The organism is Streptomyces sp. ISL-100 (genome assembly GCF_018614615.1).
Lineage (GTDB): Bacteria > Actinomycetota > Actinomycetes > Streptomycetales > Streptomycetaceae > Streptomyces.
Window position 1 is genome coordinate 1 of sequence record NZ_JAGGOK010000061.1, and the last position, 24,137, is coordinate 24,137.

At 70.5% G+C, this 24,137-nt stretch carries 26 protein-coding genes; 17 read left to right on the plus strand and 9 right to left on the minus strand.

Going from position 1 to position 24,137, the window contains the following annotated elements; genetic code table 11:
• Positions 1 to 130: 130 nt before the first annotated feature.
• From J7E89_RS26465 to J7E89_RS26505, 9 genes are all read left to right on the plus strand, one after another.
• Entirely contained in the window at positions 131 to 544 is a 414-nt protein-coding gene (locus J7E89_RS26465; RefSeq protein ID WP_214976950.1) for a DUF3151 domain-containing protein, read from the plus strand.
• A gap of 165 nt (positions 545 to 709) precedes the next feature.
• Positions 710 to 1,552, plus strand: a complete 843-nt coding sequence (locus tag J7E89_RS26470; protein ID WP_214976951.1) for a tryptophan 2,3-dioxygenase family protein — start codon at positions 710 to 712, stop codon at positions 1,550 to 1,552.
• Positions 1,545 to 2,801, plus strand: coding sequence for a kynureninase (gene kynU, locus J7E89_RS26475; protein ID WP_214976952.1), 1,257 nt, complete (start codon positions 1,545 to 1,547; stop codon positions 2,799 to 2,801). The genes J7E89_RS26470 and kynU overlap by 8 nt, the downstream gene beginning before the upstream one ends.
• 103 nt (positions 2,802 to 2,904) lie before the next feature.
• On the plus strand, positions 2,905 to 3,783 hold the full coding sequence (locus J7E89_RS26480; RefSeq protein WP_214976953.1) for an alpha/beta hydrolase: 879 nt from the start codon (positions 2,905 to 2,907) through the stop codon (positions 3,781 to 3,783).
• Positions 3,784 to 3,869: 86 nt separating this feature from the next.
• Positions 3,870 to 4,697: an NAD(P)H-binding protein gene (locus J7E89_RS26485; protein WP_214976954.1), complete on the plus strand. Its 828-nt coding sequence runs from the start codon at positions 3,870 to 3,872 to the stop codon at positions 4,695 to 4,697.
• 100 nt (positions 4,698 to 4,797) lie between these two features.
• Positions 4,798 to 6,105 (plus strand): histidine kinase, encoded by a 1,308-nt coding sequence (locus J7E89_RS26490; protein WP_308315611.1) that lies wholly within the window; start codon positions 4,798 to 4,800, stop codon positions 6,103 to 6,105.
• The gene (locus tag J7E89_RS26495) at positions 6,102 to 6,773 is read left to right on the plus strand and encodes a response regulator transcription factor (protein WP_214976955.1); all 672 of its coding nucleotides are present in this window, start codon (positions 6,102 to 6,104) and stop codon (positions 6,771 to 6,773) included. Before J7E89_RS26490 ends, J7E89_RS26495 begins: the two co-directional genes overlap by 4 nt.
• Positions 6,774 to 6,864: 91 nt before the next feature.
• Positions 6,865 to 7,458, plus strand: coding sequence for a Uma2 family endonuclease (locus J7E89_RS26500; protein ID WP_214976956.1), 594 nt, complete (start codon positions 6,865 to 6,867; stop codon positions 7,456 to 7,458).
• Between the two features lie 9 nt (positions 7,459 to 7,467).
• Positions 7,468 to 8,676: a cytochrome P450 gene (locus tag J7E89_RS26505; protein ID WP_214976957.1), complete on the plus strand. Its 1,209-nt coding sequence runs from the start codon at positions 7,468 to 7,470 to the stop codon at positions 8,674 to 8,676.
• A gap of 18 nt (positions 8,677 to 8,694) precedes the next feature.
• Here the strand turns inward: J7E89_RS26505 and J7E89_RS26510 are convergent, their stop codons facing one another.
• The 4 genes from J7E89_RS26510 to J7E89_RS26525 all read right to left on the minus strand — a co-directional run bounded on the left by J7E89_RS26510 (position 8,695) and on the right by J7E89_RS26525 (position 12,174).
• Positions 8,695 to 8,970, minus strand: a complete 276-nt coding sequence (locus J7E89_RS26510) for a hypothetical protein (protein WP_214976958.1) — start codon at positions 8,968 to 8,970, stop codon at positions 8,695 to 8,697.
• A complete protein-coding gene (locus J7E89_RS26515) occupies positions 8,939 to 9,526 on the minus strand; it encodes a hypothetical protein (RefSeq protein ID WP_214976959.1) in 588 nt (195 codons plus the stop codon). The genes J7E89_RS26510 and J7E89_RS26515 overlap by 32 nt, the downstream gene beginning before the upstream one ends.
• A 114-nt stretch (positions 9,527 to 9,640) precedes the next feature.
• On the minus strand, positions 9,641 to 11,260 hold the full coding sequence (locus J7E89_RS26520; RefSeq protein ID WP_374196888.1) for an ABC transporter permease: 1,620 nt from the start codon (positions 11,258 to 11,260) through the stop codon (positions 9,641 to 9,643).
• The gene (locus tag J7E89_RS26525) at positions 11,257 to 12,174 is read right to left on the minus strand and encodes an ABC transporter ATP-binding protein (protein WP_214976960.1); all 918 of its coding nucleotides are present in this window, start codon (positions 12,172 to 12,174) and stop codon (positions 11,257 to 11,259) included. The genes J7E89_RS26520 and J7E89_RS26525 overlap by 4 nt, the downstream gene beginning before the upstream one ends.
• Before the next feature lie 93 nt (positions 12,175 to 12,267).
• Here J7E89_RS26525 and J7E89_RS26530 point away from each other — a divergent pair, with 93 nt between their 5' ends.
• On the plus strand, positions 12,268 to 12,774 hold the full coding sequence (locus J7E89_RS26530; protein WP_214976961.1) for a GbsR/MarR family transcriptional regulator: 507 nt from the start codon (positions 12,268 to 12,270) through the stop codon (positions 12,772 to 12,774).
• A gap of 71 nt (positions 12,775 to 12,845) precedes the next feature.
• On the opposite strand, the gene J7E89_RS26535 is transcribed toward J7E89_RS26530, so the two are convergent.
• Entirely contained in the window at positions 12,846 to 13,661 is an 816-nt protein-coding gene (locus J7E89_RS26535; protein ID WP_214976962.1) for a diacylglycerol kinase, read from the minus strand.
• A 165-nt stretch (positions 13,662 to 13,826) separates the two neighbouring features.
• On the opposite strand from J7E89_RS26535, the gene J7E89_RS26540 reads away from it, so the two are divergent.
• Entirely contained in the window at positions 13,827 to 15,110 is a 1,284-nt protein-coding gene (locus J7E89_RS26540; RefSeq protein WP_214976963.1) for an adenylosuccinate synthase, read from the plus strand.
• A 61-nt stretch (positions 15,111 to 15,171) separates the two neighbouring features.
• On the opposite strand, the gene J7E89_RS26545 is transcribed toward J7E89_RS26540, so the two are convergent.
• From J7E89_RS26545 to J7E89_RS26555, 3 genes are all read right to left on the minus strand, one after another.
• The gene (locus J7E89_RS26545; RefSeq protein ID WP_214976964.1) at positions 15,172 to 16,950 is read right to left on the minus strand and encodes a serine/threonine-protein kinase; all 1,779 of its coding nucleotides are present in this window, start codon (positions 16,948 to 16,950) and stop codon (positions 15,172 to 15,174) included.
• Between the two features lie 83 nt (positions 16,951 to 17,033).
• Positions 17,034 to 17,501 carry a MarR family winged helix-turn-helix transcriptional regulator gene (locus J7E89_RS26550; RefSeq protein WP_214976965.1) on the minus strand — a complete coding sequence of 156 codons (468 nt, stop codon included), beginning with the start codon at positions 17,499 to 17,501 and terminating at the stop codon, positions 17,034 to 17,036.
• Positions 17,498 to 18,097 carry a DJ-1/PfpI family protein gene (locus tag J7E89_RS26555; protein WP_214976966.1) on the minus strand — a complete coding sequence of 200 codons (600 nt, stop codon included), beginning with the start codon at positions 18,095 to 18,097 and terminating at the stop codon, positions 17,498 to 17,500. The genes J7E89_RS26550 and J7E89_RS26555 overlap by 4 nt, the downstream gene beginning before the upstream one ends.
• A gap of 155 nt (positions 18,098 to 18,252) precedes the next feature.
• Here J7E89_RS26555 and J7E89_RS26560 point away from each other — a divergent pair, with 155 nt between their 5' ends.
• From J7E89_RS26560 to J7E89_RS26570, 3 genes are all read left to right on the plus strand, one after another.
• A complete protein-coding gene (locus J7E89_RS26560) occupies positions 18,253 to 19,614 on the plus strand; it encodes an aspartate aminotransferase family protein (protein ID WP_214976967.1) in 1,362 nt (453 codons plus the stop codon).
• A 116-nt stretch (positions 19,615 to 19,730) separates the two neighbouring features.
• Positions 19,731 to 20,414 carry a GntR family transcriptional regulator gene (locus J7E89_RS26565; protein WP_214976968.1) on the plus strand — a complete coding sequence of 228 codons (684 nt, stop codon included), beginning with the start codon at positions 19,731 to 19,733 and terminating at the stop codon, positions 20,412 to 20,414.
• Between the two features lie 99 nt (positions 20,415 to 20,513).
• On the plus strand, positions 20,514 to 21,164 hold the full coding sequence (locus tag J7E89_RS26570) for a hypothetical protein (protein ID WP_214976991.1): 651 nt from the start codon (positions 20,514 to 20,516) through the stop codon (positions 21,162 to 21,164).
• Positions 21,165 to 21,291: 127 nt separating this feature from the next.
• On the opposite strand, the gene J7E89_RS26575 is transcribed toward J7E89_RS26570, so the two are convergent.
• Positions 21,292 to 22,044, minus strand: a complete 753-nt coding sequence (locus J7E89_RS26575; RefSeq protein ID WP_214976969.1) for an SLATT domain-containing protein — start codon at positions 22,042 to 22,044, stop codon at positions 21,292 to 21,294.
• A 281-nt stretch (positions 22,045 to 22,325) separates the two neighbouring features.
• Here J7E89_RS26575 and J7E89_RS26580 point away from each other — a divergent pair, with 281 nt between their 5' ends.
• The 3 genes from J7E89_RS26580 to J7E89_RS26590 all read left to right on the plus strand — a co-directional run bounded on the left by J7E89_RS26580 (position 22,326) and on the right by J7E89_RS26590 (position 23,997).
• Positions 22,326 to 22,661: a YbaB/EbfC family nucleoid-associated protein gene (locus tag J7E89_RS26580; protein ID WP_214976992.1), complete on the plus strand. Its 336-nt coding sequence runs from the start codon at positions 22,326 to 22,328 to the stop codon at positions 22,659 to 22,661.
• 63 nt (positions 22,662 to 22,724) lie between these two features.
• Positions 22,725 to 23,324 (plus strand): recombination mediator RecR, encoded by a 600-nt coding sequence (recR, locus tag J7E89_RS26585; RefSeq protein WP_028810454.1) that lies wholly within the window; start codon positions 22,725 to 22,727, stop codon positions 23,322 to 23,324.
• Positions 23,317 to 23,997, plus strand: a complete 681-nt coding sequence (locus J7E89_RS26590; RefSeq protein WP_214976970.1) for a DUF5063 domain-containing protein — start codon at positions 23,317 to 23,319, stop codon at positions 23,995 to 23,997. The genes recR and J7E89_RS26590 overlap by 8 nt, the downstream gene beginning before the upstream one ends.
• The last annotated feature ends 140 nt before the right edge of the window (positions 23,998 to 24,137 follow it).

Sequence of the window (24,137 nt, forward strand, 5' to 3'; positions counted from 1 at the left end):
AGCGCATCCACGCGGCGGAGCCGCAAAGTGTCACTGCGGGAAGGGGCGGGGTGGGGAAATGGCCCGCGCAGCGGCTCGGCCCGTGCCCCCGACGTACCCGCCGAGCACCCGCGCCAGGCAGACTGAACTCATGGCCATTCACAAAGATCTGCTCGGGGGCCCGCCCCCGACCCACCTGCCCGACGACCCGGAGCCGCGCGAGCTCCTCGCGAACGGATCCGCGCCGACCGACGTCGCCGCGAAGTACCCCGCGTCCTCCCTCGCCTGGGCCCAGCTCGCCGACGAGGCGTTCGAGAACGGCCGGGTGATCGAGTCGTACGCCTACGCCCGTACCGGCTACCACCGCGGCCTCGACGCCCTGCGCCGCGCCGGCTGGAAGGGCCACGGCCCCGTGCCGTGGGACCACGAGCCGAACCGCGGCTTCCTGCGCGCGCTGCACGCGCTCGCCCGCGCCGCGCAGTCGATCGGTGAGCAGGAGGAGTACGAGCGCTGCTCGACCTTCCTGCGGGACTCCTCCCCGGCGGCGGCCGAAACCCTCGGCTGAGCAGGCTCGGCTGAGCTGGGGTGACAGCCGTGGAGGCCCGTGCCGACCGGTGCGGGCCTCCCATGTTTCCCGGCTACGTCTTATGATGCCGGGAAGGGACCGGGGCTCCATGGCCACAAGGAAGGGGCGGACCGCTACCTGGAAGTTCGTATCGAGGAGACAGCGATGTCGCAATACCCCGATGCCCAGGCGGCAGGTTCGGACACCCCGAACCTCGATTTCGCGGGCACTACCCCCTACGAGGACTACGTCCAGGCGGACGTCCTCACCCACCTCCAGCACACCCTCTCCGACGACCCCGGAGAGATGGTCTTCCTGGTGACGACCCAGGTCATGGAGCTGTGGTTCACCGTCATCGTCCACGAGTGGGAGACCGCGGCGAAGGCGCTCGGCGCCGACGACCTGCCGGTCGCGACGGACGCGCTCAAGCGCTCCCTGCGCGAGCTGGAGGCCCTCAACGCCTCCTGGCGGCCGCTCGCCCACCTCACCCCCGCCCAGTTCAACTCGTACCGCAGCGCACTCGGCGAGGGCTCCGGATTCCAGTCCGCGATGTACCGCCGGATGGAGTTCCTGCTCGGCGACAAGTCCGCTTCGATGCTCGTCCCGCACCGCGGCGCCCCGCGCGTGCACGCCGAGCTGGAGAAGGCGCTGCACGAGCCGAGCCTGTACGACGAGACGCTGCGGCTGCTCGCACGGCGCGGCCTGCCGATTCCCGCCGCCGTACTGGACCGCGACCTGTCGCAGAAGTACGAGCCTTCGGCCGAGGTCGAGGCGGTCTGGACCGAGCTCTACCAGGGCGACCAGAACTCCGAACTGGTGCGCCTCGGCGAGCTGTTGACCGACGTCGGCGAGCTGGTCTGGCGGTGGCGCAACGACCACCTCGTCGCGACCCGCCGCGCCATGGGCTCCAAGGTCGGCACCGGCGGCTCCGCCGGTGTGGCCTGGCTGGAGAAGCGGGCCACCAAGAACGTCTTCCCCGAGCTGTGGACGGCGCGCAGCCATGTCTGACGCACTCAACGATCTTCAGCGGCGGGCCGTCGCCCTCGACTCCGCCGACCCGCTCGCCAAGCACCGCGAGCTGTTCGCGCTCGACGACGCCGGCACAGGCACCGACACCGACACCGATACCGCCACCGTGTATCTCGACGGCAACTCGCTCGGCGCCCTGCCCCGCCACGTACCGGAGCGAATAGCCGACGTCATCACCCGCCAGTGGGGCGAGCTGCGCATCCGCTCCTGGGACGAGAGCGGCTGGTGGACCGCGCCCGAGCGGATCGGTGACCGGATCGCGCCGCTCGTCGGTGCGGCCGCCGGTCAGGTCGTGGTCGGCGACTCGACAAGTGTCAATGTGTTCAAGGCGGTTGTGGGGGCTGCTCGACTCGCACCGGAGTCGCGGGACGAAATCCTCGTCGATGCCTCCACCTTCCCCACGGACGGTTACATCGCCGAGTCCGCCGGGCGGATGACGGGCCGGCGGGTCGTCCCCGTCGCCCCGGCCGACCTGCCGGCCGCCCTCGGTCCGCGTACCGCCGCCGTCCTCGTCAACCACGTCGACTACCGCACCGGCCGCCGCCACGACCTGCCCGGCCTCACCGCCGCCGCCCACGAGGCCGGGGCCCTGGCCGTCTGGGACCTGTGCCACAGCGCGGGCGCGCTGCCGGTCGGGCTCGACGCGCACGGTGTCGACTTCGCCGTCGGCTGTACGTACAAGTACCTCAACGGCGGGCCCGGTTCGCCCGCCTACCTGTACGTCGCCGAGCGCCACCAGGCCGCCTTCGACTCCCCGCTCCCGGGCTGGAACTCGCACACCGACCCCTTCGGCATGACGCCCGCCTACGCCCCGGCGGACGGCGCGGCGCGGGGCAGGGTCGGCACCCCCGACATCCTGTCGATGCTGGCTCTGGAAGCGGCGCTCGACGTGTGGGAGGGGGGCTCCGTCGAAGACGTACGCGAAAAGTCACTCGCTCTGACGGACTTCTTCCTGGAATGTGTGGACGCGTACGTGCCCCGGGGCCGGGTCACCTCGGTGACTCCCTCCGCGCATGAGGAGCGCGGCAGCCAGGTCTCGCTGCGCTGCGAGCCGGCGGCCGGTGGCATGGAAGCAGCCGAAGTCATGCGGGAATTGATCGCACGCGGTGTGGTGGGCGACTTCCGCCGCCCCGACGTGCTGCGTTTCGGCTTCACGCCCCTGTATGTCGGCTTCGCGGACGCCGAGCGGGCGGCGCGGGTGCTGGGGGAAGTACTGGTGAAGTCCTGAGTCGAGTTACGGGGCGGGACCTGGCGGAAGCGCAGGCCTGAGGGCTGGTAGCGTCCCGACAGCTAGATCAATTGGCTGTACGTACCGAAGGGTTGGTCCCCGCATGCCGGACCCCTCAGCCGAACGGGACGCTGTCGAGGCGGAGTCGGCCTTTTCCCACCCGGCCGTCGCGCCTGATGCCACTGCCGCGTACGGCGAACACCCCGACCAGGTGATCGACTTCTACGCGCCTCGCGACGGCCGGGACCGGGCCCCGCTGGTTGTCGTCCTGCACGGCGGCGCCTGGCGGGCCCGGTACGACCGGCAGCACATCTCGCCGTTCGCGGACTTCCTGGCCCGCCGGGGCTTCGCCGTTGCCAGCGTCGAATACCGGCGGGGCAGCGAGCCGGCCACGCAGGGTGGTACGGACCACGACCCGGCCGCGGGGCGCTGGCCGGAGACGTTCGACGACGTGGCCGCGGCGATGGACCTGCTCCCCGGTCTCGTACGGGAGGCCCTGCCCGGCGCCGACACGCGGCGCATCGTCGTCACAGGCCACTCGGCCGGCGGCCACCTCGCGCTGTGGGCCTCCGCCCGGCACGTACTGACCCCGGATTCGCCGTGGCACCTGCCGGCGGCGCCCGCGCTGCGCGGCGTCGTCGCGCTCGCGCCGATCGCGGACTTCGTGGTCGCGGACGGGCTGGGGGTGTGCGCGGGCGCGACCGCCCAGCTCCTCGGCGGCAAGGAGCACTTCGACGAGCGCCGGCCGTACGCCGATCCGGCCGCGCTGCTGCCGACGGGTATCGCGACTGTCGTCGTGCAGGGCCGCACCGACATCGTCGTACCGCAGGCCGTCGCGGAGGCCTACACCGAAGCGGCGGCGAAGGCGGGCGAGACGGTCGGCCTGACGCTGCTCGAAGACGTCGGGCACTTCCCGCTGATCGACCCGGCGGCGGACGCGTGCGCGGTGGTCGCGGAGGAGATCGAGCAGCTCGCGTACTGAGTAGTGGTTGCGGTGAGGATCGGGGACAGAACCTGTCCGCAAGGGTTCCTACGGTCGTCGTACCAAGCCGAGCAGAGGAGCCCGTAATGACGATTCTCGTAACCGGAGCGACAGGGACCGTGGGCCGCCAGGTGGTCGCCGAGCTGGTCCGCAGGGGCGAGCACGTGCGGGCACTGACCCGTGACCCGGCGAAGGCGGACTTCCCGGCGGGAGTCGAGACCGTACGGGGAGACCTGACCGACCCCGACACGCTGGTCCCCGCGCTCAAGGGCGTCACGGGCCTGCACCTGATCACCTTCGGCGGAGCGTACTTCGCGCCGCTGACCACCGGTGCCGAAATCGTCGCGCTGGCCGCGAAGGAGGGCGTACAGCGCATCACGGTCCTCAACGGGGGCGGACCGAGCCTGCTCCAGGACGCGGTGGAGGCCGGGGACGTGGACTGGACGCTGGTGATGCCGGTCGAGTTCATGGCGAATGCCCTGGAGTGGGCCGACGAGGTCCGTACGGCGGACAGGGTGGCGGAGCCCTTCGTCGACCGGCTGAGTGCGATGGTCCACGAGGCCGACATCGGCGCGGTCGCGGCGGTGGCGCTCACCGAGAAGGGGCATGAGGGGCGTACGTACACGATCAGCGGTCCCGAGACGCTGACCGTGCGCGACAAGGTGCGGATCCTGGCGGCGGCGCGCGGCCGGGACATCACGCTGAGCGAGCTGACCGAGGCGCAGGCGGCCGAGCGGTGGCAGCAGGCGGGGATGGACCCGCAGACCGTCGGCTTCCTGCTGGATGTGTACGGGAACACCCCGCCGGTGGGCCGCACCGTCGTGGACACGGTCGAGCGGGTCACGGGGCGCCCGGCGCGCACCTTCGCGCAGTGGGCGGCGGATCACGCGGACGCCTTCCGGACCCGGGACTGACGCGGGACTGGGAAGGGAGCGCGTAGTACCTGGGACGGACGCGGGAGGATCCCCATGGGGGCGGACGCCCGCGGCCGTCCCTGCGCCTACCGTTCTGTACGTGACCGAGAAGACCCGCAGTCCCGAGTTCCGCCTGGCCATGGGCGCCCTGAGCGGCCTCCGCCAGGACCTGTTCCACAACGCCTTCGCGTACCGGCCGCTGCCGCCGATGAGCACGGACGGACCGCTCACCCGGCGACTTCCGGAGCGGATACGGGCGTACGCGGCCTGGACGCCGCACGCCGTGGTGGTGGGGCTGGCGATGGTGGTGCTGCTCATGTCCATCGCCGTCAGCGGAGGCGGCGTGGAGGGCGTCGTGACCGGTGTTTTCCCGGCCGCCGCGCTGCTGATGACACTCGTCAGGCCGGCCGGCGCCTGGTGGGTCTCACTGGTGTCCACGCCCTTCCTCGGCTTCCTCGGCAACTCCTGGGACGGCTGGCCGTGGACGCCGCCCGCCTTCGTCGCGCACCTCGGTGTGATGGTGGTGGTCGCGGCGAGGACCCGGCCGCGCACCGCCGCCTGGATGTGGCTGGGCACAGCCGCGTATGCCTTGTTCGCCGAAGTGGTCCTGGGCGGTTACAACACCGACAGCCCGCAGATGCTGCTCGTCTCCGCGTTCGCGCTGCTCGTCACCACGGTGGTGACGGTCCGCCGCGAGGCGCAGCGCGAGGTCACCGTCCAGCGGACCGTCACCGCCGTCGAGCGCGACCGGCGCACGCTGCTGGAGGAGCGGACGACGATCGCCCGCGAGCTGCACGACGTTGTCGCGCACCACATGTCGGTCGTCGCGATCCAGGCGGAGGCGGCCCCGTACCGGGTCGAGAACCCGCCGCCCGAGCTGGAGCAGGCCTTCGTGACCATCCGCGAGAACGCGGTGGCGGCGCTGACGGAGCTGCGGCGCGTACTGGGCGTCGTACGGGCGGAGGATTACGCGGCACCGGACGCCCCGCAGCCCACGCTGGCCGAGCTGGACGGGCTGATCGCCAATGTCCGGGACGCGGGTCTGACGGTGGACAAGACGGTGACCGGTTCCGTACGGGAACTTCCGCAGGGCGTCGAGCTCTCGGCGTACCGGATCATCCAGGAGGCACTGAGCAACGCGCTGCGCCACGCCCCGGGTTCGACGGCGAAGGTGGAGGTGTCGTACGTGCTGGGGGGCCTGGGGCTCCGGACCGTCAATACCGCGCCGCAGGGCCTGGTCAAGCCGTCGCCCGGTGCCGGGCACGGGATCACGGGGATGCGGGAGCGGGTGGCGATGCTGAACGGCGAGATGACGGCGGAGGCGGCGGAGGACGGCGGCTACGAGGTGGCCGTGTTCATCCCTGTGGCGCCGGCCGCGCCTGTGGCGGCCCCGGAGCCGACCGCATGACCGCCGCCCACGACATCCGCGTACTGATCGTCGACGACCAGGTCATGGTCCGCGAGGGCTTCACGGTTCTGCTCAACGCGATGCCGGGGATCGAGGTCGTCGGCGAGGCGGTGAACGGCCGCGAGGCGATTACGCAGGTCGCGGCGCTGCGGCCGGACGTCGTCCTGATGGACATCCGCATGCCGGAGCTGAACGGCATCGACGCGACGCGCGAGATCGTCGCCGCCGACGCGGACGCGAAAGTGCTGGTCCTGACGACGTTCGACCTGGACGAGTACGTCTACCAGGCGCTGCGCGCCGGCGCGTCCGGCTTCCTGCTCAAGGACGCCTCGGCGCGGCAGCTGGCAGACGGGGTACGGGTGGTGGCGTCCGGGGAGGCGCTGCTGGCCCCGACGGTCACCAAGCGCCTGATCTCGGAGTTCTCGAAGCTGTCGGAGGGCCCGCGCCCGCCCGCACTGGCCCAGATCGGCGACCTGACGGAGCGCGAGACGGAGGTGCTGGTCCTGATCGCCCAGGGCTTGTCGAACGCGGAGATCGCGTCGCATCTGGTGGTGGCGGAGTCCACGATCAAGACGCATGTGAGCCGGATCCTGGTGAAGCTGGGACTGCGGGACCGGACGCAGGCGGCGGTCTTCGCGTATGAGGCGCGGCTGGTGACGCCGGGGTAGCTGATCACTCACACGGGTGATCAGGGAGGGAAGCCGATCCGAACGGGCCCGGGCGTGGCCACACTGGTGTCCGCACTGGAGGAGGTGCACCATGACGGTTATGGCAGAGCGCACGGTTCAGATGCCGATCGAGGAGTTCGAGAGGATCGCCGCACTCGTCGAGAGGGAGTCCGACTCCGTCAGGTTCGAGTTCATCGACGGACGGATCGGGGTCAAGGGGATGACGGACGGGGCTCACGGGGCGATCACTATGTGGCTGGTACGCCTGTGCATGCAGGCACGGCCCGATCTGGATCTCAACCCGACCCAGGGTCTCAAGGTCGAGGAGTACCGCAAAGGCCGCGCCCGTCCCGACGGCGTGCTCGCACCCGTCGACCACTTTGACGGGCAGGGGGACTGGGGTGAACCCGAGGGCGTGCTCATGACGGTCGAGATCACGTCGTACGACTCCGACACCGACCGACGGGACCGGCAGGAGAAGCCCCCCGCCTACGCCGTCGCCGGAATTCCGGTCCACCTGTTGATCGACCGTGACGCCTGCACCGTCACTGTGTTCAGCGAGCCGGACCCGGACGGCGGAGGCTATCGCGACAACCACACCGTGAGGTTCGGAGCGAGAGTCACGCTTCCGGATCCCGTGGGCATCGAACTCGACACCGAGCGCCTGAAGAAGTACGTCCGCTAGCGTCTCCCCATGGCAGAGACGTTCGATCCCTGGTCGCCCTCCTTCGTCGCCGACCCGTACCCCGCCTACGCCGAGCTGCGCGCCGGCGGCCGCGCTCACTGGTACGAGCCGACGCGGCAGTGGCTGATCCCGCACCACGCCGATGTCTCCGCGCTCCTGCGCGACCGCCGTCTCGGCCGTACGTACCTCCATCGCTTCACGCACGAGGAGTTCGGCCGTACGCCGCCGGCGCCCGGGCACGAGCCGTTCCACGTCCTCAACGACAGCGGCATGCTGGACCTCGAAGCGCCGGACCACACCCGGATCCGGCGGCTGGTCTCCAAGGCGTTCACCCCGCGTACGGTCGAACAGCTGGCGCCGGCCGTGCGGCGGCTGGCGGCGGAGCTGGTCGGGGAGTTCGTCGCGCAGGGCGGCGGAGACCTGCTGTCCGCCGTCGCCGAACCCCTGCCGGTCGCCGTCATCGCGGAGATGCTTGGTATCCCGGAATCGGACCGGGGGCTGCTGCGACCCTGGTCGGCGGACATCTGTGGGATGTACGAGCTGAACCCACCGGAGGAGACGGCGCGGCGGGCGGTGCGGGCGTCGGTGGAATTCTCGGCGTACCTGCGGGATTTGATCGCCGTACGCCGCGAGCAGCCGGGCCAGGACCTGATCTCGGCGCTGATCGCGGCGCACGAGGAGGGCGGGGACCGGCTCAGTGAGCAGGAGATGATCTCGACGTGCGTGCTGCTGCTGAACGCGGGGCACGAGGCGACGGTGAACACGACGGCCAATGGGTGGTGGACGCTCCTGCGCCACCCGGAGCAGCTGGCGGCGCTGCGCGCCGACCACGGCCTTCTTCCCACCGCCGTCGAGGAGTTGCTGCGGTACGACACCCCGCTCCAGCTCTTCGAGCGCTGGGTGCTCGACGACATCGAGGTCGGCGGGACGGTGATCCCGCGCGGCTCGGAGGTGGCGCTGCTGTTCGGTTCCGCGAACCGGGACCCGGCGGCCTTCGCCCGGCCCGAGGCGTTCGACCTCGCCCGGTCGGACAACCCGCACGTGTCGCTGGGCGCGGGCATCCACTACTGCCTGGGCGCGCCGCTCGCCCGGCTCGAACTGACCTCGTCGTTCGGCGAGTTGCTGCGCAGGGCGCCGAGCATGCGGCTGGCCGAGGAGCCGGAGTGGAAGCCGGGGTTCGTCATCCGTGGGCTGCGGGAGCTGCGCGTCGAGGTGTGACGGGCCGGCGTACCGGGGCTAGAGGAGCTCGATGGCGCCGACCAGGGGCAGGGGTGCGATGGCCAGAGCGAGGGCCGCCATCCCGAGTCCCGGACGGATGTCCCGCTTTGCCTGGAAGCCCAGGAACGCCGTCAGCGGCGGCAGCGCGCAGAACACGAGGAAGCTCCAGTGCCATCCCTCCTCACTGGTGAAGAACAACAGGAGCGCCAGGTACGCGGGGACAGTCATGAGGGTTCCGAAGCGGACCTTCGACAGGAACGTCTCAAGGCTGTCGATGTTGTCGTACGGGAACACGGGCCCGTCCTTCCTGGACCGCTTGGTGGTCGTAGCCGCTGGAGGCCACCTCGGGGAAGCCGTCCGCCGCGGAGAAGCCGTTCACCGCCGCGGACATCGCCAGGCCCAGCGTCGTCAAGGCCATCTGCAACTGGTTGAAGCTCCCCGCCGCGTCGGACCACATCTTCATGATCCGCAGGGCCTGCGCCGCGCCGCTGTCGCCCGGCGACGCACGACGTTCCTCGTCGATCCGGTTCTGCTCCTCGGCCATGGTCCGCTCGCCCTCGGCGGCGAGCGCCTCGCGCTCGGCCTCGGAGAGCGCCGCCCATTTCTCGGCCATGGGAGCCGCCTGTGCGACGAGCTGGTCGGAGTACGCCGACACATTCATCGCGTCCCGCAGGCCCGCGCGTCCTGAAAGAACCTCCTGGGCCATCTCCTTGAGTGCTTCACCGCCCCGCCCCGACGCGAGCTCCTCCAGGGACTTTCGCAGCACTCTCGCCTGCGCGGGGTCCTGCTGACTCATCTCAAGGAGCTCGGACTCATCGACTCGCCTGGCCGACTGTGGGTCCTCGGCCACGTGCCCTCCCGGTGTACAGACCGCAACCTCATTGCCGGTACGAAGCTACCGAGTCTCCGGCCACGCTCCCAATGCACTGCCGTCACAGAAGTGTCACAGGGCTCCTCGGCGCCGCTACGTCAGCATGTCGCGCCGCCGCAGACCCGCAAGCCCCGCCCCCACCAGCGCCACCGCCCCCAGCGTCATCAGCAGCCTCGGTGTCCACTCCATCTCCGTACCCGGCAGCTTCGGCAAGTGGCTGAACGGGGACAGGTTCATCACCGACCGGGGCAGCTCCAGCGCCGGCCCGATCCAGCCGAGCGCCAGCGCGAGACCGGCCACTGCCCAGGCCGCGACCGCCGCCCTCGGAAGCGCGCCGTACAGCAGCACCGCCAGCCCTCCGAGCAGCCAGATCGCCGGAAGCTGGGCGAGCGACGCGGCCAGCGTCGGGACGAGTTCCCTGCCGTGGCCGGCCGCCAGGCCCAGGCCGGCCACCAGCATGATCAGCGCCGCGCCGCCGAAGGCGATGGCGAGGTGGTCCGCCGCCCACCGCAGCCGCCCGACCGCGTTGGCGAGGACCGGCTCGGCGCGCTGGGACGTCTCCTCGGCGTGCAGCCGCAGCACGGACGCGACGACGTACAGCGCCGCGACCATCCCGAACATGCCGACCATCGAGGCGAGGAACGCCTGCGACATGCCGGTCTGCCCGCCCATGCGCTCGAAGATCGCCGCGGCCTGCTCGTTGCCGCCGACCAGATCCGCCGCGCCTTCCACCATCCCGCCGAACACGAGCCCGGCCAGCCCGAAGCCGGCGCTCCAGCCCAGCACGCTGCCCCGCTGGAGCCGCCGGGCGAGCCCGCCGGCCGTCGCGACGGACCCCGATGCCGGGCCCGGCCGCGTCGGCAGGAAGCTCATGCCGACGTCCCGGCGACCGGCCAGCGTGTACGCGACGACGCCCTGGACGAGCACCGCCGCCCCGATCAGAAGCAGCGCCCACCAGCGCTCGCCGGCGTACGGCCGCACGTTCTCCGCCCATCCGAGCGGCGACAGCCAAGTCAGCACCGAGGAACCGTCGTTCGTCGCGGAGTCCCCCGCCGCCCTCAGGACGAAGGCCGCGCCAAGTACCCCTGCGGTCATGCCCTTCGCGAACCGCGCGCTTTCGGTGAGCTGGGCGACGATCGCCGCCGTCGAGGCGAAGAGCATGCCGGTCGCGGCGACCGTGAGGCCTACCGCGAGTGCACCGGATGCCGATCCCGTGGGCCCCGCCAGGCCGGCCGTGACGAGCAGCGCCAGCGCCGTATTCGCGACGAGCGCCGCGAGCAGAGCGGCGGTCAGCGGGGCCCGGCGGCCCACCATCGCGGAGGAGATCAGTTCCTGGCGTCCGGTCTCTTCTTCCTCCCTGGTGTGCCGGATGACGATGATCAGGCTCATCACGGCGGCCAGTACGGCGGCGAAGCCGGCGAAACGCCAGGCGACGATTGCGCCGAGGGAGTCGCCGAAGGCCGGGCCGTACATGGCGCGCAGTGAGCCGTTGGTGGTGAGTGACTGGACCAGGTCGGCGCGCTTTTCCGGTGTTCCGTAGAACTTCTCGATCGAGCCGGTGCCGCTGGTGACAATGCCTGCGACGGCTGCCACCCAGACCGCCATCATGATGCGGTCCCGGCGCAGCGCCAGCCTCAGCAGGGGGCGGATGCCGACCAGTTGCACGGGCACGGGCGCGGGCACGTGCCGTGCGGCCGAGGCCACGTCAGTCATCGCGCCATCGCCTCTCCGGGTGCGTAGTGGCGGAGGAAGAGTTCCTCCAGGGTGGGCGGGGTGCTGGTGAGCGAGCGCACCCCGGAGTCGGTCAGCGAGCGCAGTACGGCGTCGAGCTTGTCCGTCTCGACCTGGAGTTTGACGCGCTTGCCCTGCCCCCCGTCGATCGACTGAAGGGCCACGTCGTGGACGCCGGGCAGCTGGGCCAGGCCGTTCGGTGCGGCCGCGAGCTCCGCCGTCACGCTGGTGCGCGTCAGGTGCCGCAGTTCGGTCAGCGAACCCGTTTCGACGGTCCGGCCCCTGCGGATGATGCTGACCCGGTCGCAGAGGCTCTCGACCTCGCTCAGGATGTGCGACGACAGCAGGATTGTGCGGCCGCGCCGGCGCTCTTCCCCGACGCACTGCTGGAAGACCTCCTCCATCAGCGGGTCGAGGCCGGATGTCGGCTCGTCGCGGATCAGTACGTCGACCTCCGACGCGAAGGCGGCGACCAGGGCGACCTTCTGCCGGCTGCCCTTGGAGTACGTACGCCCCTTCTTGGTGGGGTCGAGTTCGAACCGCTCGAGGAGTTCCGCGCGCCTTGTTTTGTCGAGTCCGCCGCGCAGCCGCCCGTACAGGTCGATGACCTCGCCGCCGCTCAGGTTCCGCCACAGCGTCACGTCACCGGGTACGTAGGCGACGCGCCGGTGCAGCTCGACGGCGTCCTTCCACGGGTCGCGGCCGAGCATCTGCGCGGCGCCGGAGTCGGCGCGCAGGAGCCCGAGGAGGACCCGGATGGTGGTGGACTTTCCGGCGCCGTTCGGGCCGAGGAAGCCGTGGACCTCGCCGGTCTCGACCGTGAGGTCGAGGCCGTCCAGCGCATGCGTCCTGCCGAACGACTTGTGCAGTCCGGCGACGGTGATTGCCTTCGTCATGATTCTGAACGTACGCGAGTTTCACAATGTTGTGAAGTTAAGGAAGCGTATAAACTCGTGGCGGACGGCAGAGCAGGGGAGACGATGAAACCGATGAGCAGCGAGGGCCCGGACAAAGAGCCGGAGCCGGACAAAGAAGCCGTGTCGCGCTTCGTGGAGCGCTTCGCGTCCGAGATGACCGAAGCGGGCATGCAGCGCATGGCCTCCCGCGTCTTCGCGGCGCTCCTCGCGTCGGAAACCGCCAGCATGACCTCGGCCGAACTCGCCGAGCAGCTGCGGATCAGCCCGGCCGCCGTCTCCGGGGCGATCCGGTACCTCTCCCAGGTCAACATGGTCAGCCGGGAACGCGACCCCGGCTCCCGCCGCGACCGCTACGTCCTGCACAACGAGCTCTGGTACGAGACCTTCACCCGCCGCGACCAGGTCCTGAGCCGCTGGGAGAAGGTCCTGCGGGACGGTGCCGAGATGCTGGGCCCGGACACGCCTGCCGGCGCGCGGGCGGCCGAGACGGCGGAGTTCTTCGAGTTCCTCCAGAAGGAACTGCAGCAGCTGATGGAACGCTGGAAGGAGCACCGCGCCGCGCTCGGCCGCCCGGTGTGACTCAGGCCGCCGGCGTCAGCGACCACGTCCCCGGTCTCACACCGCCGGCGTCAGCGCCCACGCCCCCCGTCTTACACCGGCAGCGTCAGCGACCACGCCCCCGGCCGCACCGTCCACGTCCGCGTCCGGACCGGGCCCGCCACCAGCGCGTCCGCCCGGTACCGGAAGTCCGCGCCCGACACCGTCACCGCGTCCGCCTCCACCCGCACCTCTTCACCGCCGTGCGGGCGGATCACCACCTCTGCGCGCCCGCCCCGCGAGCACAGCGACACGTCCTCGACCGGCCGGTCCAGGTCGTTCAGCAGAACCCCGTCCGCCTCGACGCGCAGCCGGTACGTACGGGCCGGCGGCGGCGCGGACTGCGGCACGGGCCGCACCAGCGTGCGTACCAGCGAACGGCACGTGCCCCAGACGGACGCGGCGGCCGCCACCGGCAACGGCGCGGCCGGGATCCGAAGATTGCCCAGCACCACCCCGTCGCTGTCGTCCACCAGCAGATCCAGCCGGCGCGCGGCCCCCTCCAGGACCGCGCGGGCCGCCGCGACCGCCCCTATCGGCACGCCGAGCGCCTGTGCGATGTCCACGGAGGCTCCGACCGGGATGAGTGCGAGCGCCCCGGCGCCCAGCTCTCTTTCCCGGTGCAGCAGTGCCACCGCGCGCAGCAGCGCCCGGTCGTCGCCGACCACCACGGGGCGGCGACTGCCCCGGCGGGCAAGGGCCCGCGCGAACTCCTCCGGCCCCTCGGGGAGGCAGATTCTGACGTTGGCGCCGGCGCACAGGACGTCCTTGGCGATACGTACGGACTCGCCGTCCGTACGCCGGGCGACCGGGTCGATGACCACCAGCAGCGGATGCGCGGTGTTCGCGGCGGGCTCTGGAGCCGACACCTCGGTCCTTCCTCGGGTAGCATCTTTGTGCAAGAGCCCCTTGCGCTATTGCGCCAGGGGCTTCGTCTATTCCGGGGCAACCGGTCCGACGGCTCAGTATCAGGTGTACGCCGTACGTACGCCCCCTGACCTTGGACATGCCCCGCCCGGAAGGGGTGTACGCCTGTGCCCGCACTTGTGCTGCTCGGTGCTCAGTGGGGTGACGAAGGCAAGGGAAAGGCCACCGACCTGCTCGGTGGATCCGTTGACTATGTAGTGCGCTATCAGGGCGGCAACAACGCCGGCCACACGGTTGTCGTCGGCGACCAGAAGTACGCGCTGCATCTTCTCCCTTCCGGAATCCTCACGCCAGAGTGCACGCCGGTCATCGGTAACGGCGTCGTCATCGACCCGTCGGTACTGCTCTCCGAGCTGAGCGGTCTGAACGAGCGAGGCGTCGACACGTCCAAGCTCCTGATCAGCGGCAACGCTCACGTCATCACGACGTACAACGTCACGGTCGACAAGGTGACGGAACGCTTCCTCGGCAAGCGCAAGATCGGCACCACGGGCCGCGGTATCGGCCCGACGTACGCGGACAAGATCAACCGCACCGGCATCCGCGTGCAGGACCTCTACGACGAGTCGATCCTGACCCAAAAGGTCGAGGCGGCTCTGGAGATCAAGAACCAGCTGCTCACGAAGCTGTACAACCGCCGCGCGATCGAGGCCGGCCAGATCGTCGAAGAGCTGCTGACGCACGGCGAGAACATCAAGCAGTACGTCGCCGACACGACGCTGATCCTCAACAACGCGCTCGACGAGGACAAGGTCGTCCTTTTCGAGGGCGGCCAGGGCACGCTGCTCGACGTCGACCACGGCACGTACCCGTTCGTTACGTCGTCGAACCCGACCGCCGGTGGTGCCTGCACGGGTACCGGTGTGGGGCCGACGAAGATCAGCCGGGTCATCGGCATCCTCAAGGCGTACACGACGCGTGTCGGCGCCGGTCCGTTCCCGACCGAGCTGTTCGACGAGGACGGCGAGGCGCTGCGCCGCATCGGTGGCGAGCGCGGTGTCACCACCGGCCGTGACCGGCGCTGCGGCTGGTTCGACGCGCCGATCGCGCGGTACGCGACGCGGGTCAACGGTCTGACGGACTTCTTCCTCACGAAGCTGGACGTGCTGACCGGCTGGGAGCAGATCCCGGTGTGCGTGGCGTACGAGATCGACGGCAAGCGCGTTGAGGAGCTCCCGTACAGCCAGACCGACTTCCACCACGCGAAGCCGGTGTACGAGAACTTCCCCGGCTGGTCCGAGGACATCTCCAAGGCGAAGACCTTCGACGACCTTCCCAAGAACGCCAAGGCGTACGTGAAGGCTCTGGAGGAGATGTCGGGTGCGCCGATCTCCGCGATCGGTGTTGGCCCCGGCCGCACCGAGACGATCGAGATCAACTCGTTCATCTAGGTCGTAGCGGCGCTACGAAGCGGGGCCCCGGCGGGTTTTTGCGCCGGGGCCCCGCTTCGTGTCATCTGTCGTACGTGAGGGACTCGCCGGTGGCGGGGTTCACGCGGCGCAGGCGGCCGTCGGGGAGCAGCGTCACCTCGGTGGCGGCGCCCGGGGAGCAGGAGCTCATCGGCTCGCCGGTGGTTACCCGGGAGGGGCCGATCCGGAGACTGCCGCTCGGGGTGGCGGAGAGCTCCGCCTGGAAGACGCAGTGGTACGTGCCGCCGCCCGTTGTCGGTCCTTCGGCGGTGAGGGACAGGACGGTGTCGCCCACCTCTCCCTGCTGGATGACCAGGCGGCGTGTGCTGTGGCCTGATGCGCCGTCCAGGCCGCTGTTCCAGGTGCCCAGATATTCGGCGGGGATGTCGCCGGTGGTGGGGGTGGGGGTGGGGGTGGCGGTGCGCGTGGGGTTGGTGCTGGTCGGTGGGGTCTTTTCTTGCTGCTGCTGGTTGCTCGCGGGTGGTGCGTTGTCTGTGCGGGGCGAGTCCGCGTGCGGCTTGTCCCCCGAGTTCATGAACGCGTACACAGAGCCGCCGGCACCTAGTGCTACGACCAGCGCCACGGCTACCAGTGCGGCGGTCGAGCGGTTGCTGCGGGGCGGCGGTTCCGGGGCGGGCGGCTGGTAGGCGTACTGCGGGGTGGGGTAGCCGTAGCCGCCGGGGAGGGTGTGCGGCGGGGGTGGAGGCGCGGCGTACGCGGACGGGGGCGTGACTACGGTCGGCGTCGCGTGCAGTGCGGGGGCTGCGGGATCGGTGCCGCGCCGCGGCGTCTCCTCGGGCGTCGAACGTTCGGGTACGGGGATTTCTTCGGGGTGGTCGCGTTCGACGCCCTGCGGGGAGCGCCCCGGCACGTCCCCTCCTGGCACCGTGGCCTGCGGGGCGGGGGGCGTGGTGCTGTCGGCCGGGTCCTCGGTGTCCAGGAGCTCTATCGCGTGGCGGCCGAGCTGGGCCACCAGGGCCGCCGGGAGCCAGGGGTCGCCGCCGTCGCCGCCCCGGGTGCGCTCCAGTACCTGGGCGAGGGTGGGGCGCGCCTCGGGGTCCTTGTGCAGGCAGGAGCGGATCAGGTCCTGGAGGCCCTCCGGCATCTGATCGAGTGTGGGTGGTTCTGTGGCGATGCGGTACATCAGTGCGTGGACGCCGCTGTCGGCCGTGCCGAAGGGGAGGCGGCCCGTTGCCGCGTACGCGAGGACCGATCCCAGGCAGAAGATGTCGCAGGCGGGTGTGATTCGCTCGCCGCGGACCTGTTCCGGGGCCATGAAGCCGGGGGAGCCGACCAGGGCACCGGTTCTGGTCAGGCCCGCGTCCGTGACCGTTTCCAGGGCGCGCGCGATGCCGAAGTCGATGACGCGGGGGCCGTCGATGGTGATCAGGATGTTGGACGGTTTCAGGTCTCGATGGATCAGACCTGCTGTGTGGATGTCGCTGAGTGCGTGGGCGAGGCCGGTTGCCAGGATGTGGATCGAGCGTTCCGGCAGTGGGCCGTGGTCGCCGGAAATGATGGAGTGGAGGTCCGGGCCTGCTACGTAACCCGTGGCCACCCACGGAACCACCGCTTCTGTGTCGGCGTCGAGCACCGGTGCGGTCCAGCGGCCCCCGACCCGCCTCGCCGCCGCCACCTCCTGGCGGAAGCGGGCGCGGAACTCCTCCTGCTCGGCGAGCTCTTGACGTACCAGCTTGACCGCGACCGTACGGCCACGGCCCGAGCGGGCCAGATAGACCTGCCCCATCCCGCCCGCGCCGAGCCGTGCCAACAGCCGGTAGGCGCCGATCTGTTGCGGGTCGTCCGGCCCCAGTTTCTGCATGGCAGCGCCACCCCTCCCCCCGGGACGTCCCCCAGTGGCCCGAGGATAATGCGCCGGTACGACAACGACGGGCCCCGAGCGCCCTACGGTTCCGGGATTCCGGCAGGTTCCGCCACTGCCTCCAGGGCCTGGGAGAGCCGCTCCAGTACGCGTACCGTCTCGGCAAAGGCCTCGTTGCCCAGCTCGGCTCCGAGGCGGGCCGCCAGTGCCGCGTGGCCCGGCTCGATCTTGCGGATGGCCTCCCGGCCCGCGTCTGTGGGGCGCAGCAGCTTGGCCCTGCGGTGGGCGGGGTTGGGGGCGTACTCCGCGAGTCCCTTGGTGACGAGCAGGTCGGCGATGCGCTGCACGCTCTGCCGGGTGATCCCCATGGTGCGGGCGATCCCGGCGACGGGCAGGGGCTCGTGAAGGACGGCGCCGATGACCTGCCACCAGGCGGCGGTCAGGCCGGCCGGGCGGGCCAGTTCCTCGGAGATCGCGAGGAACTGGCCGTTGAGGCGGAAGGTGCCGAGCGCGGTACGGCTCAACAGCTCCTGCTCCCGGGTGCCGCTCACGATTCCAGCACCTCGATGGCGGACGCGTCCGAGTCGTGGAAGAGGCGGTACCAGGCGTCCAGCTTCTCGCCCTCGTACACACCGAGGAGGGAGAAGACCTCGCGTGCGAGTGCGACCGGTTCGGTCGGGCCGGCGGTGATCAGGAGGCCGTCGTCGTCGGTCACGGCGTCCTCGTCGCGGTAGTGCTCGCCGCCCTTGTAGCCGGTGGCCGCCAGGTAGAAGGAGACGGCGCTGGTGTGCGCACGGCCGTCGAGCAGGCCCTCGCGTGCCAGGCCGGCCGTCGCGCCGCAGATAGCCGCGACCGGCACGCCCGCTTCGAGGAACGCGCGTGCCTTGCGGGCGAAGGGGGTGAGGTCGTCGGAGGTGTCCCAGAGGCCGGCGCCGGTGAGGATCAGCAGGGCGCTGTCTTCGGGGTCCATGTCGTCGAGCGTGAGGTCGGGCTGGATGCGTACGCCGCCCATGGTGGTGACGGGGGCGTCGGTCGCGGCGACGGTCTTGACGGTGTAGCCGTTCTGGGTGAGGAAAGCGGTGGTGTGGCCCGTCTCCCAGTCGGCGAAGGTGTCGTAAACGGCGAGGTGCACGGTCTTGGCTGCCATGGTGCTCTCTCCTCGGCTCGAAGCTTGATGACAATATGCTGTCGTAATGACAGCTTGCTGTCAATGGGTTTGGTCGACACCCTGCCCACCAAAGTGGCGCAGTCCATACAAGGTGGCCATGTCAGCCCCCACCTGCGCGTCTCTACCCTGGGGCCATGACCCCTCATGTCGACCCCCAGGCCGGCGCCGCCGTGAAGGCCGCCGACCGCGCGCACGTGTTCCACTCCTGGTCCGCCCAGGGCCTGATCGATCCGCTCGCCGTCGCCGGCGCCGAGGGTTCGTACTTCTGGGACTACGAAGGCAACCGCTACCTCGACTTCACCAGCGGCCTCGTCTTCACCAACATCGGCTACCAGCACCCCAAGGTCGTCGCGGCGATCCAGGAGCAGGCCGCGAAGCTTGCCACCTTCGCGCCCGCCTTCGCCGTCGAGCCGCGCTCCGAGGCCGCACGCCTCATCGCCGAGCGCACCCCCGGCGACCTCGACAAGATCTTCTTCACCAACGGCGGCGCCGAGGCCATCGAGAACGCCGTCCGCATGGCCCGTCTGCACACGGGCCGCAACAAGGTGCTGGCCGCCTACCGCTCGTACCACGGTGGTACGACGACCGCGATCAACCTGACCGGCGACCCGCGCCGCTGGGCCTCCGACAACGGCACGTCGGGGACCGTCCACTTCTGGGCGCCGTTCCTTTACCGGTCGGCCTTCTACGCCGAGAACGAGGCGGAGGAGTGCGCCCGCGCGCTCCAGCATCTTGAAGACACGATCGCCTTCGAGGGTCCTGGCGCCATCGCCGCGATCGTTCTGGAGACGATCCCGGGCACGGCCGGCGTCATGACGCCGCCGCCCGGCTATCTCGCGGGCGTACGCGAGATCTGCGACCGGTACGGCATCGTCTTCGTCCTCGACGAGGTCATGGCGGGCTTCGGCCGTACGGGCAAGTGGTTCGCGTCCGAGCACTTCGACGTCGTACCGGACCTGATGACCTTCGCCAAGGGCGTGAACTCCGGTTATGTGCCGCTGGGTGGCGTCGCGATCTCCGGCGCGATCGCGGAGACCTTTGAGAAGCGGCCGTACCCGGGGGGTCTGACGTACTCCGGCCACCCGCTGGCGTGTGCGGCCGCCGTCGCCACCATCCAGGTGATGGAGGAGGAGCGCGTCGTCGAGAACGCGGCCCACATCGGTGAGACGGTCATCGCCCCGGGCCTGCGCGAGCTGGCGGAGCGGCACCCGAGCATCGGCGAGATCCGCGGTACGGGCATGTTCTGGGCCCTGGATCTGGTCAAGGACCGCGAGACGCGGGAGCCGCTTGTGCCGTACAACGCGTCGGGGGCGGCCAATGCCCCGATGGCGGCGTTCGGCGCGGCCTGCAAGAAGAACGGTCTGTGGCCCTTCATCAACATGAACCGCACCCATGTTGTCCCGCCGTGCAACGTCACCGAGGCGGAGGCGAAGGAGGGCCTGGCGGTCCTCGACATCGCTCTGTCGGCGGCGGACGAACACACGACGGCCGCCTGACGGGTGTCGGCCGTGCGCGGCCGGGGCGCTCCCACCCCTGGCCGCGCACGGCCCTTCGGCGGGTTTCGGGCCGCACCGCCTAAGGTGTCCGGAACCATACGAAGGGGAAAGATTTCATGCCCGCGAGCGGACCTGTCACCCGCAATACCCTGCGGCAGCAGATAGCGGACGCGCTGCGTGACGAGGTGCTCGCGGGGCGTTTGCGGCCGGGGCAGGAATTCACCGTCAAGCAGATAGCCGACCAGTACGGGGTGTCCGCCACGCCCGTCAGGGAGGCGCTCGTCGACCTGGCGGCGCAGAGCCTGCTCGACTCCGACCAGCACCGCGGCTTCCGCGTCTGCGAGATCTCCGTGGCGGACTTCCGCGGCATGGTCGAAGCGCGTTCCCTGATCGCCGGCGGCATCCTCAGCAAGGTCGCCGAAGGCGGCGGGAGCGGCACGCGTGGCGACGTACTCATGGCCATCAGGCGCAGGGCGGACGAGGCGGCGCGGGCGGCCCGCGCGGGCGACCTGGACATCTTCATCGCGTACGACCTGCGCTTCTGGCGCGAGCTCGGCGCCCTCATCGAGAACCCGCACATCTCGGGCTTCCTGCATCAGCTGAGGCTGCGCTGCTGGGTCTTCTCGGTCCCGTACCTGCGCGGCGATCCGGACGCCGGGGACCTGGTGTGGAAGGACCACGCGGAGGTCGTGGACGCGGTGACGCGGGGGGACGCCGAGGCGCTGCGGGCGGTCATCGGGGCGTATCACGCGCTGATGCTGGCGTGGGCCGAGCGTCTTGAGGGCGGCGACTGCGGTTAGCGGCGAGCCTGCCGACGTGCGACGAGGACTGTGCGCAGCGACTTGGTAGCACTACGCTGCCTGGACTGTCGCACGAATCCAGTGGAGAGCGAGCCGTACGTGGCCTGTGACCTGTGGCTGGTCCCCCTCGTCGATGTGCTGTGCCACAGCCCCGACAACCCCTTCGCCGAAGAGATCGCGTCGTACGACAAGGCCCTGACCGACGCGGGCCTGCCGACCGTTCCCGTATTCGCCTACATGCCGGGCCTCTCGGGCGACGTCGCCCCGGTGGCCGGCTTCGACTACGACGCCCTGCACTTCCTGCGGCGCGCGTACCTGCTCCAGCTGTGCGGGCTGGAGGTTACGCCGGTGGACGCCCTGGGCGGCGACTACGAGCAGCTTCTGGAGATGTTCGAGCCGACGGCTCAGCAGTCGCACCTGGTCTGGCACTACGACCACGCGGGCGCGTACGTCCCCGTCGACTACGCGGCGCCCCTGTCCAACGAGGAACTCCTGGCGGGCGGCGGGCCGCTGGGCTCCACGCAGGGCCTCCTGCGGGAGCTGGAATTCGTCGCCCCTTCGATCGGCATCGACCCGGCGAACCCGCCGTCGGCGCCCCGGCCGCCCGAGCGCCCGACCACCCTGGAGGAGCCGGCCGACGCTCTTCCGTACGACGAGAGCCCCTTCGCCCGCGAACGCCACGTCTGGCTGGGCCTGCACGCGGCGGCGACCAGGAGCCTCGGCCAAGGCTCCATGATCATCTTCAGCTAGCCACCCACACCATCCAGCCCCTCCGGCGCTTGAGGAGCGGGGTCTGGGGCAGCGCCCCAGTTCGGGAAGGGGCGGGTCGGGGAAAGCCCGCCGCAGGCGCCGGTGAACGAGGGCCCCGGGGGACACCTCAGCGAGGCGACTCCGGGGGCCGCTGGCGCGGCATGTTCGGGCGGGTGCCGGGAGGCAGGATGTACCGCCCGGGCGACGCACCAAAGTCCGGCCGGGCCGCGCCCGGCCCACCCCCCGACTGCATCACCATCGGCGCGGGCCCCGCCCGGAACTCCACCATCCAGTCCGCCGTCTCCGAGCGCACCAGCTCCGAGATGTCCTCCGAGAACCGCCGCAGCACGCTCAGGCAGCGCTCGGCCGCCTCGCTCGCCGTCCCCTCGGCGGGCCCCAGCATCTCCCGTACGCTCTCCGAGGCCCAGTCGAACTGCAGCGCCTGCAACCGCCGCTGCACCGCCTGCGCCGTAGCCACGTCCCTCATCCACCCCGACGTCAGCCCGAAGTACCGGTCGCCGGCCGCGCACGCCGCTGCCAGCAGCAGCGGCAGGTAGCCCCAGCCCGCGGCGCCGTCCACCGCCCCCGCCAGGTCGACGAGCGGCAGCGCGGCCCCGACGATCACGCCGGCGGCCGTCCCGGTGCGCAGCGCGCGTGCCGCGCGGCGCTTGCGGGCCCGGTCGGCGAGGTACCAGTCGGCCGTGTGCAGGGCGCCCGCCTCCACCCACCGGTAGAGCTCGTCGAGACGCTCCGCCGGCTCGCCCCAGTCGCCGAGCGGGAACGGCCTGCCGGTCAGATCGTCCTCGTCGTGAGACTGCTCAGTGTCACCCCCGCCCTCCTTCCGGGCGGGCCCCTCGGGCTGCATCTCCGGCTGGCTCACCGGGCACTCCTCTGCGCTTGCGCTCTGTCCGTGACATCGCGTGAAGTGGTGTGACGTTGCGCAGGTCGCGACGCGCGCATACGCATGCCCTTCCTACCGCCGAATGGTGGGCCGTGCAGCCGATATACCGGTATTTCCGGCTGGAACCACGGCGTGGTCAGGTATAGGAGCCCGCAACTCTCACTCGAAAGAGTCGCTTCGTACGGCATGGGGCACGGTGCCCGGCGAACACGTAGGCTCGCCTTACCGAAACAATCGTCGTCGAAGTGCCAGGAGTGACCGTGATTCCCGGTGGTGGGCAGCCCAACATGCAGCAGCTGCTTCAGCAGGCCCAGAAGATGCAACAGGACCTCGCCAAGGCACAGGAGGAGCTCGCGCGTACCGAGGTCGACGGCCAGGCCGGCGGTGGCCTGGTCAAGGCGACCGTCAACGGCTCCGGAGACCTCCGTGGCCTGGTGATCGACCCCAAGGCGGTCGACCCGGACGACACCGAGACCCTCGCGGATCTGGTCGTCGCCGCGGTCCAGGCCGCGAACGAGAACGCGCAGCAGCTCCAGCAGGAGAAGCTCGGCCCGCTCGCCCAGGGGCTGGGCGGCATGCCGGGACTGCCCTTCTAAGGCGGCCCCGCAGCAACTACCGTACGTACCAGGCAAGACCAGCAGGGCAAGGAAGGCAATCCGTTGTACGAAGGCGTGGTCCAGGACCTCATCGACGAATTGGGCAGGCTGCCCGGCGTCGGTCCCAAGAGCGCGCAGCGGATCGCTTTCCACATCCTCCAGGCCGAGCCGACCGATGTACGCCGCCTCGCCCATGCCCTCCTCGAGGTCAAGGACAAGGTCCGTTTCTGTGCGGTGTGCGGCAACGTCGCGCAGGAGGAGCAGTGCGGGATCTGCCGTGACCCGCGCCGCGACCCGGCGGTCATCTGCGTCGTCGAAGAGCCCAAGGATGTCGTCGCGGTCGAGCGGACGCGCGAGTTCCGCGGCCGCTATCACGTCCTCGGCGGGGCCATCAGTCCCATCGAGGGCGTCGGCCCCGACGACCTGCGGATCCGCGAGCTGCTGGCGCGGCTCGCGGACGGTGCCGTCACCGAGCTGATCCTGGCCACAGATCCGAACCTGGAGGGCGAGGCCACCGCCACCTACCTCGCCCGGATGATCAAGCCGATGGGTCTGCGGGTGACACGCCTGGCCAGTGGACTCCCCGTCGGGGGAGATCTTGAGTACGCCGACGAGGTCACGCTGGGCCGTGCCTTCGAGGGGAGACGATTGCTCGATGTCTGACGTAAAGCCTGACGCCAGCGCAAAGCTGCTGCACGCGGTCGCGCAGGACCCGGACGATTTCGCCGTCCAGATCGCCGACCAGATCGAGAGCTTCATCGTCGCGGTCACGGAAGTGGCGAAGGGCGACGAGCCGGACAGTGCCATCCCGTTCCTGCTCCTTGAGGTGTCCCAGCTCCTGCTGGCGGGAGGCCGGCTCGGCGCGCACGAGGACATCGTTCCCGACGAGCGGTACGAGCCGGACCTTGGCCCGGAGCCGGACCCGGACGACCTGCGGCAACGTTTCGCCATCATGCTCGACCCGATCGACGTGTACTCCGAGGTCTTCGACCCGTACGAGCCGCGCAAGGCGCCCGTAGCCTGCCGCATCTCGGACGACCTGGCGGATGTGATCACGGATCTGCGCCACGGGCTGGCCCATTACCGGGCGGGCCGCACCACCGAAGCGCTGTGGTGGTGGCAGTTCTCGTACTTCTCCAACTGGGGCTCCACCGCCTCCGCCTGCCTGCGCGCCCTCCAGTCCCTGGTGGCGCACGTCCGCCTCGACCAGCCGTTGCAGGAGCTGGACGGCCTGGACACGGACGAGGACCTGGGCGAGGAGGACCTGGAGAAGGAAGCCGGCAAGGTCATGGCCGAGGAGCTCGCGGGCCCGCTGGGCCTGCGCACAGCGACCTGAGGGCGCTTGTGACCGTGTGAGGAGGGCCACGTTCCGCGTACCGTGAGTCGTCCGGGGCAGGCATCCTCACCGAGCGGGCAGGGCCGTCCCATGATCGGATCGTGAGCGGGACATCTCACCATGCGATATAGCGTGGGCGG

Coding starts and splice junctions, on each gene's coding strand:
- J7E89_RS26465 (WP_214976950.1), top strand. CDS start 131: ATGGCCATTCACAAAGATCTGCTCGGGGGCCCGCCCCCGACCCACCTG.
- J7E89_RS26470 (WP_214976951.1), top strand. CDS start 710: ATGTCGCAATACCCCGATGCCCAGGCGGCAGGTTCGGACACCCCGAAC.
- kynU (WP_214976952.1), top strand. CDS start 1,545: ATGTCTGACGCACTCAACGATCTTCAGCGGCGGGCCGTCGCCCTCGAC.
- J7E89_RS26480 (WP_214976953.1), top strand. CDS start 2,905: ATGCCGGACCCCTCAGCCGAACGGGACGCTGTCGAGGCGGAGTCGGCC.
- J7E89_RS26485 (WP_214976954.1), top strand. CDS start 3,870: ATGACGATTCTCGTAACCGGAGCGACAGGGACCGTGGGCCGCCAGGTG.
- J7E89_RS26495 (WP_214976955.1), top strand. CDS start 6,102: ATGACCGCCGCCCACGACATCCGCGTACTGATCGTCGACGACCAGGTC.
- J7E89_RS26500 (WP_214976956.1), top strand. CDS start 6,865: ATGACGGTTATGGCAGAGCGCACGGTTCAGATGCCGATCGAGGAGTTC.
- J7E89_RS26505 (WP_214976957.1), top strand. CDS start 7,468: ATGGCAGAGACGTTCGATCCCTGGTCGCCCTCCTTCGTCGCCGACCCG.
- J7E89_RS26520 (WP_374196888.1), bottom strand. CDS start 11,260: ATGACTGACGTGGCCTCGGCCGCACGGCACGTGCCCGCGCCCGTGCCC.
- J7E89_RS26525 (WP_214976960.1), bottom strand. CDS start 12,174: ATGACGAAGGCAATCACCGTCGCCGGACTGCACAAGTCGTTCGGCAGG.
- J7E89_RS26530 (WP_214976961.1), top strand. CDS start 12,268: ATGAGCAGCGAGGGCCCGGACAAAGAGCCGGAGCCGGACAAAGAAGCC.
- J7E89_RS26545 (WP_214976964.1), bottom strand. CDS start 16,950: ATGCAGAAACTGGGGCCGGACGACCCGCAACAGATCGGCGCCTACCGG.
- J7E89_RS26555 (WP_214976966.1), bottom strand. CDS start 18,097: ATGGCAGCCAAGACCGTGCACCTCGCCGTTTACGACACCTTCGCCGAC.
- J7E89_RS26560 (WP_214976967.1), top strand. CDS start 18,253: ATGACCCCTCATGTCGACCCCCAGGCCGGCGCCGCCGTGAAGGCCGCC.
- J7E89_RS26565 (WP_214976968.1), top strand. CDS start 19,731: ATGCCCGCGAGCGGACCTGTCACCCGCAATACCCTGCGGCAGCAGATA.
- J7E89_RS26590 (WP_214976970.1), top strand. CDS start 23,317: ATGTCTGACGTAAAGCCTGACGCCAGCGCAAAGCTGCTGCACGCGGTC.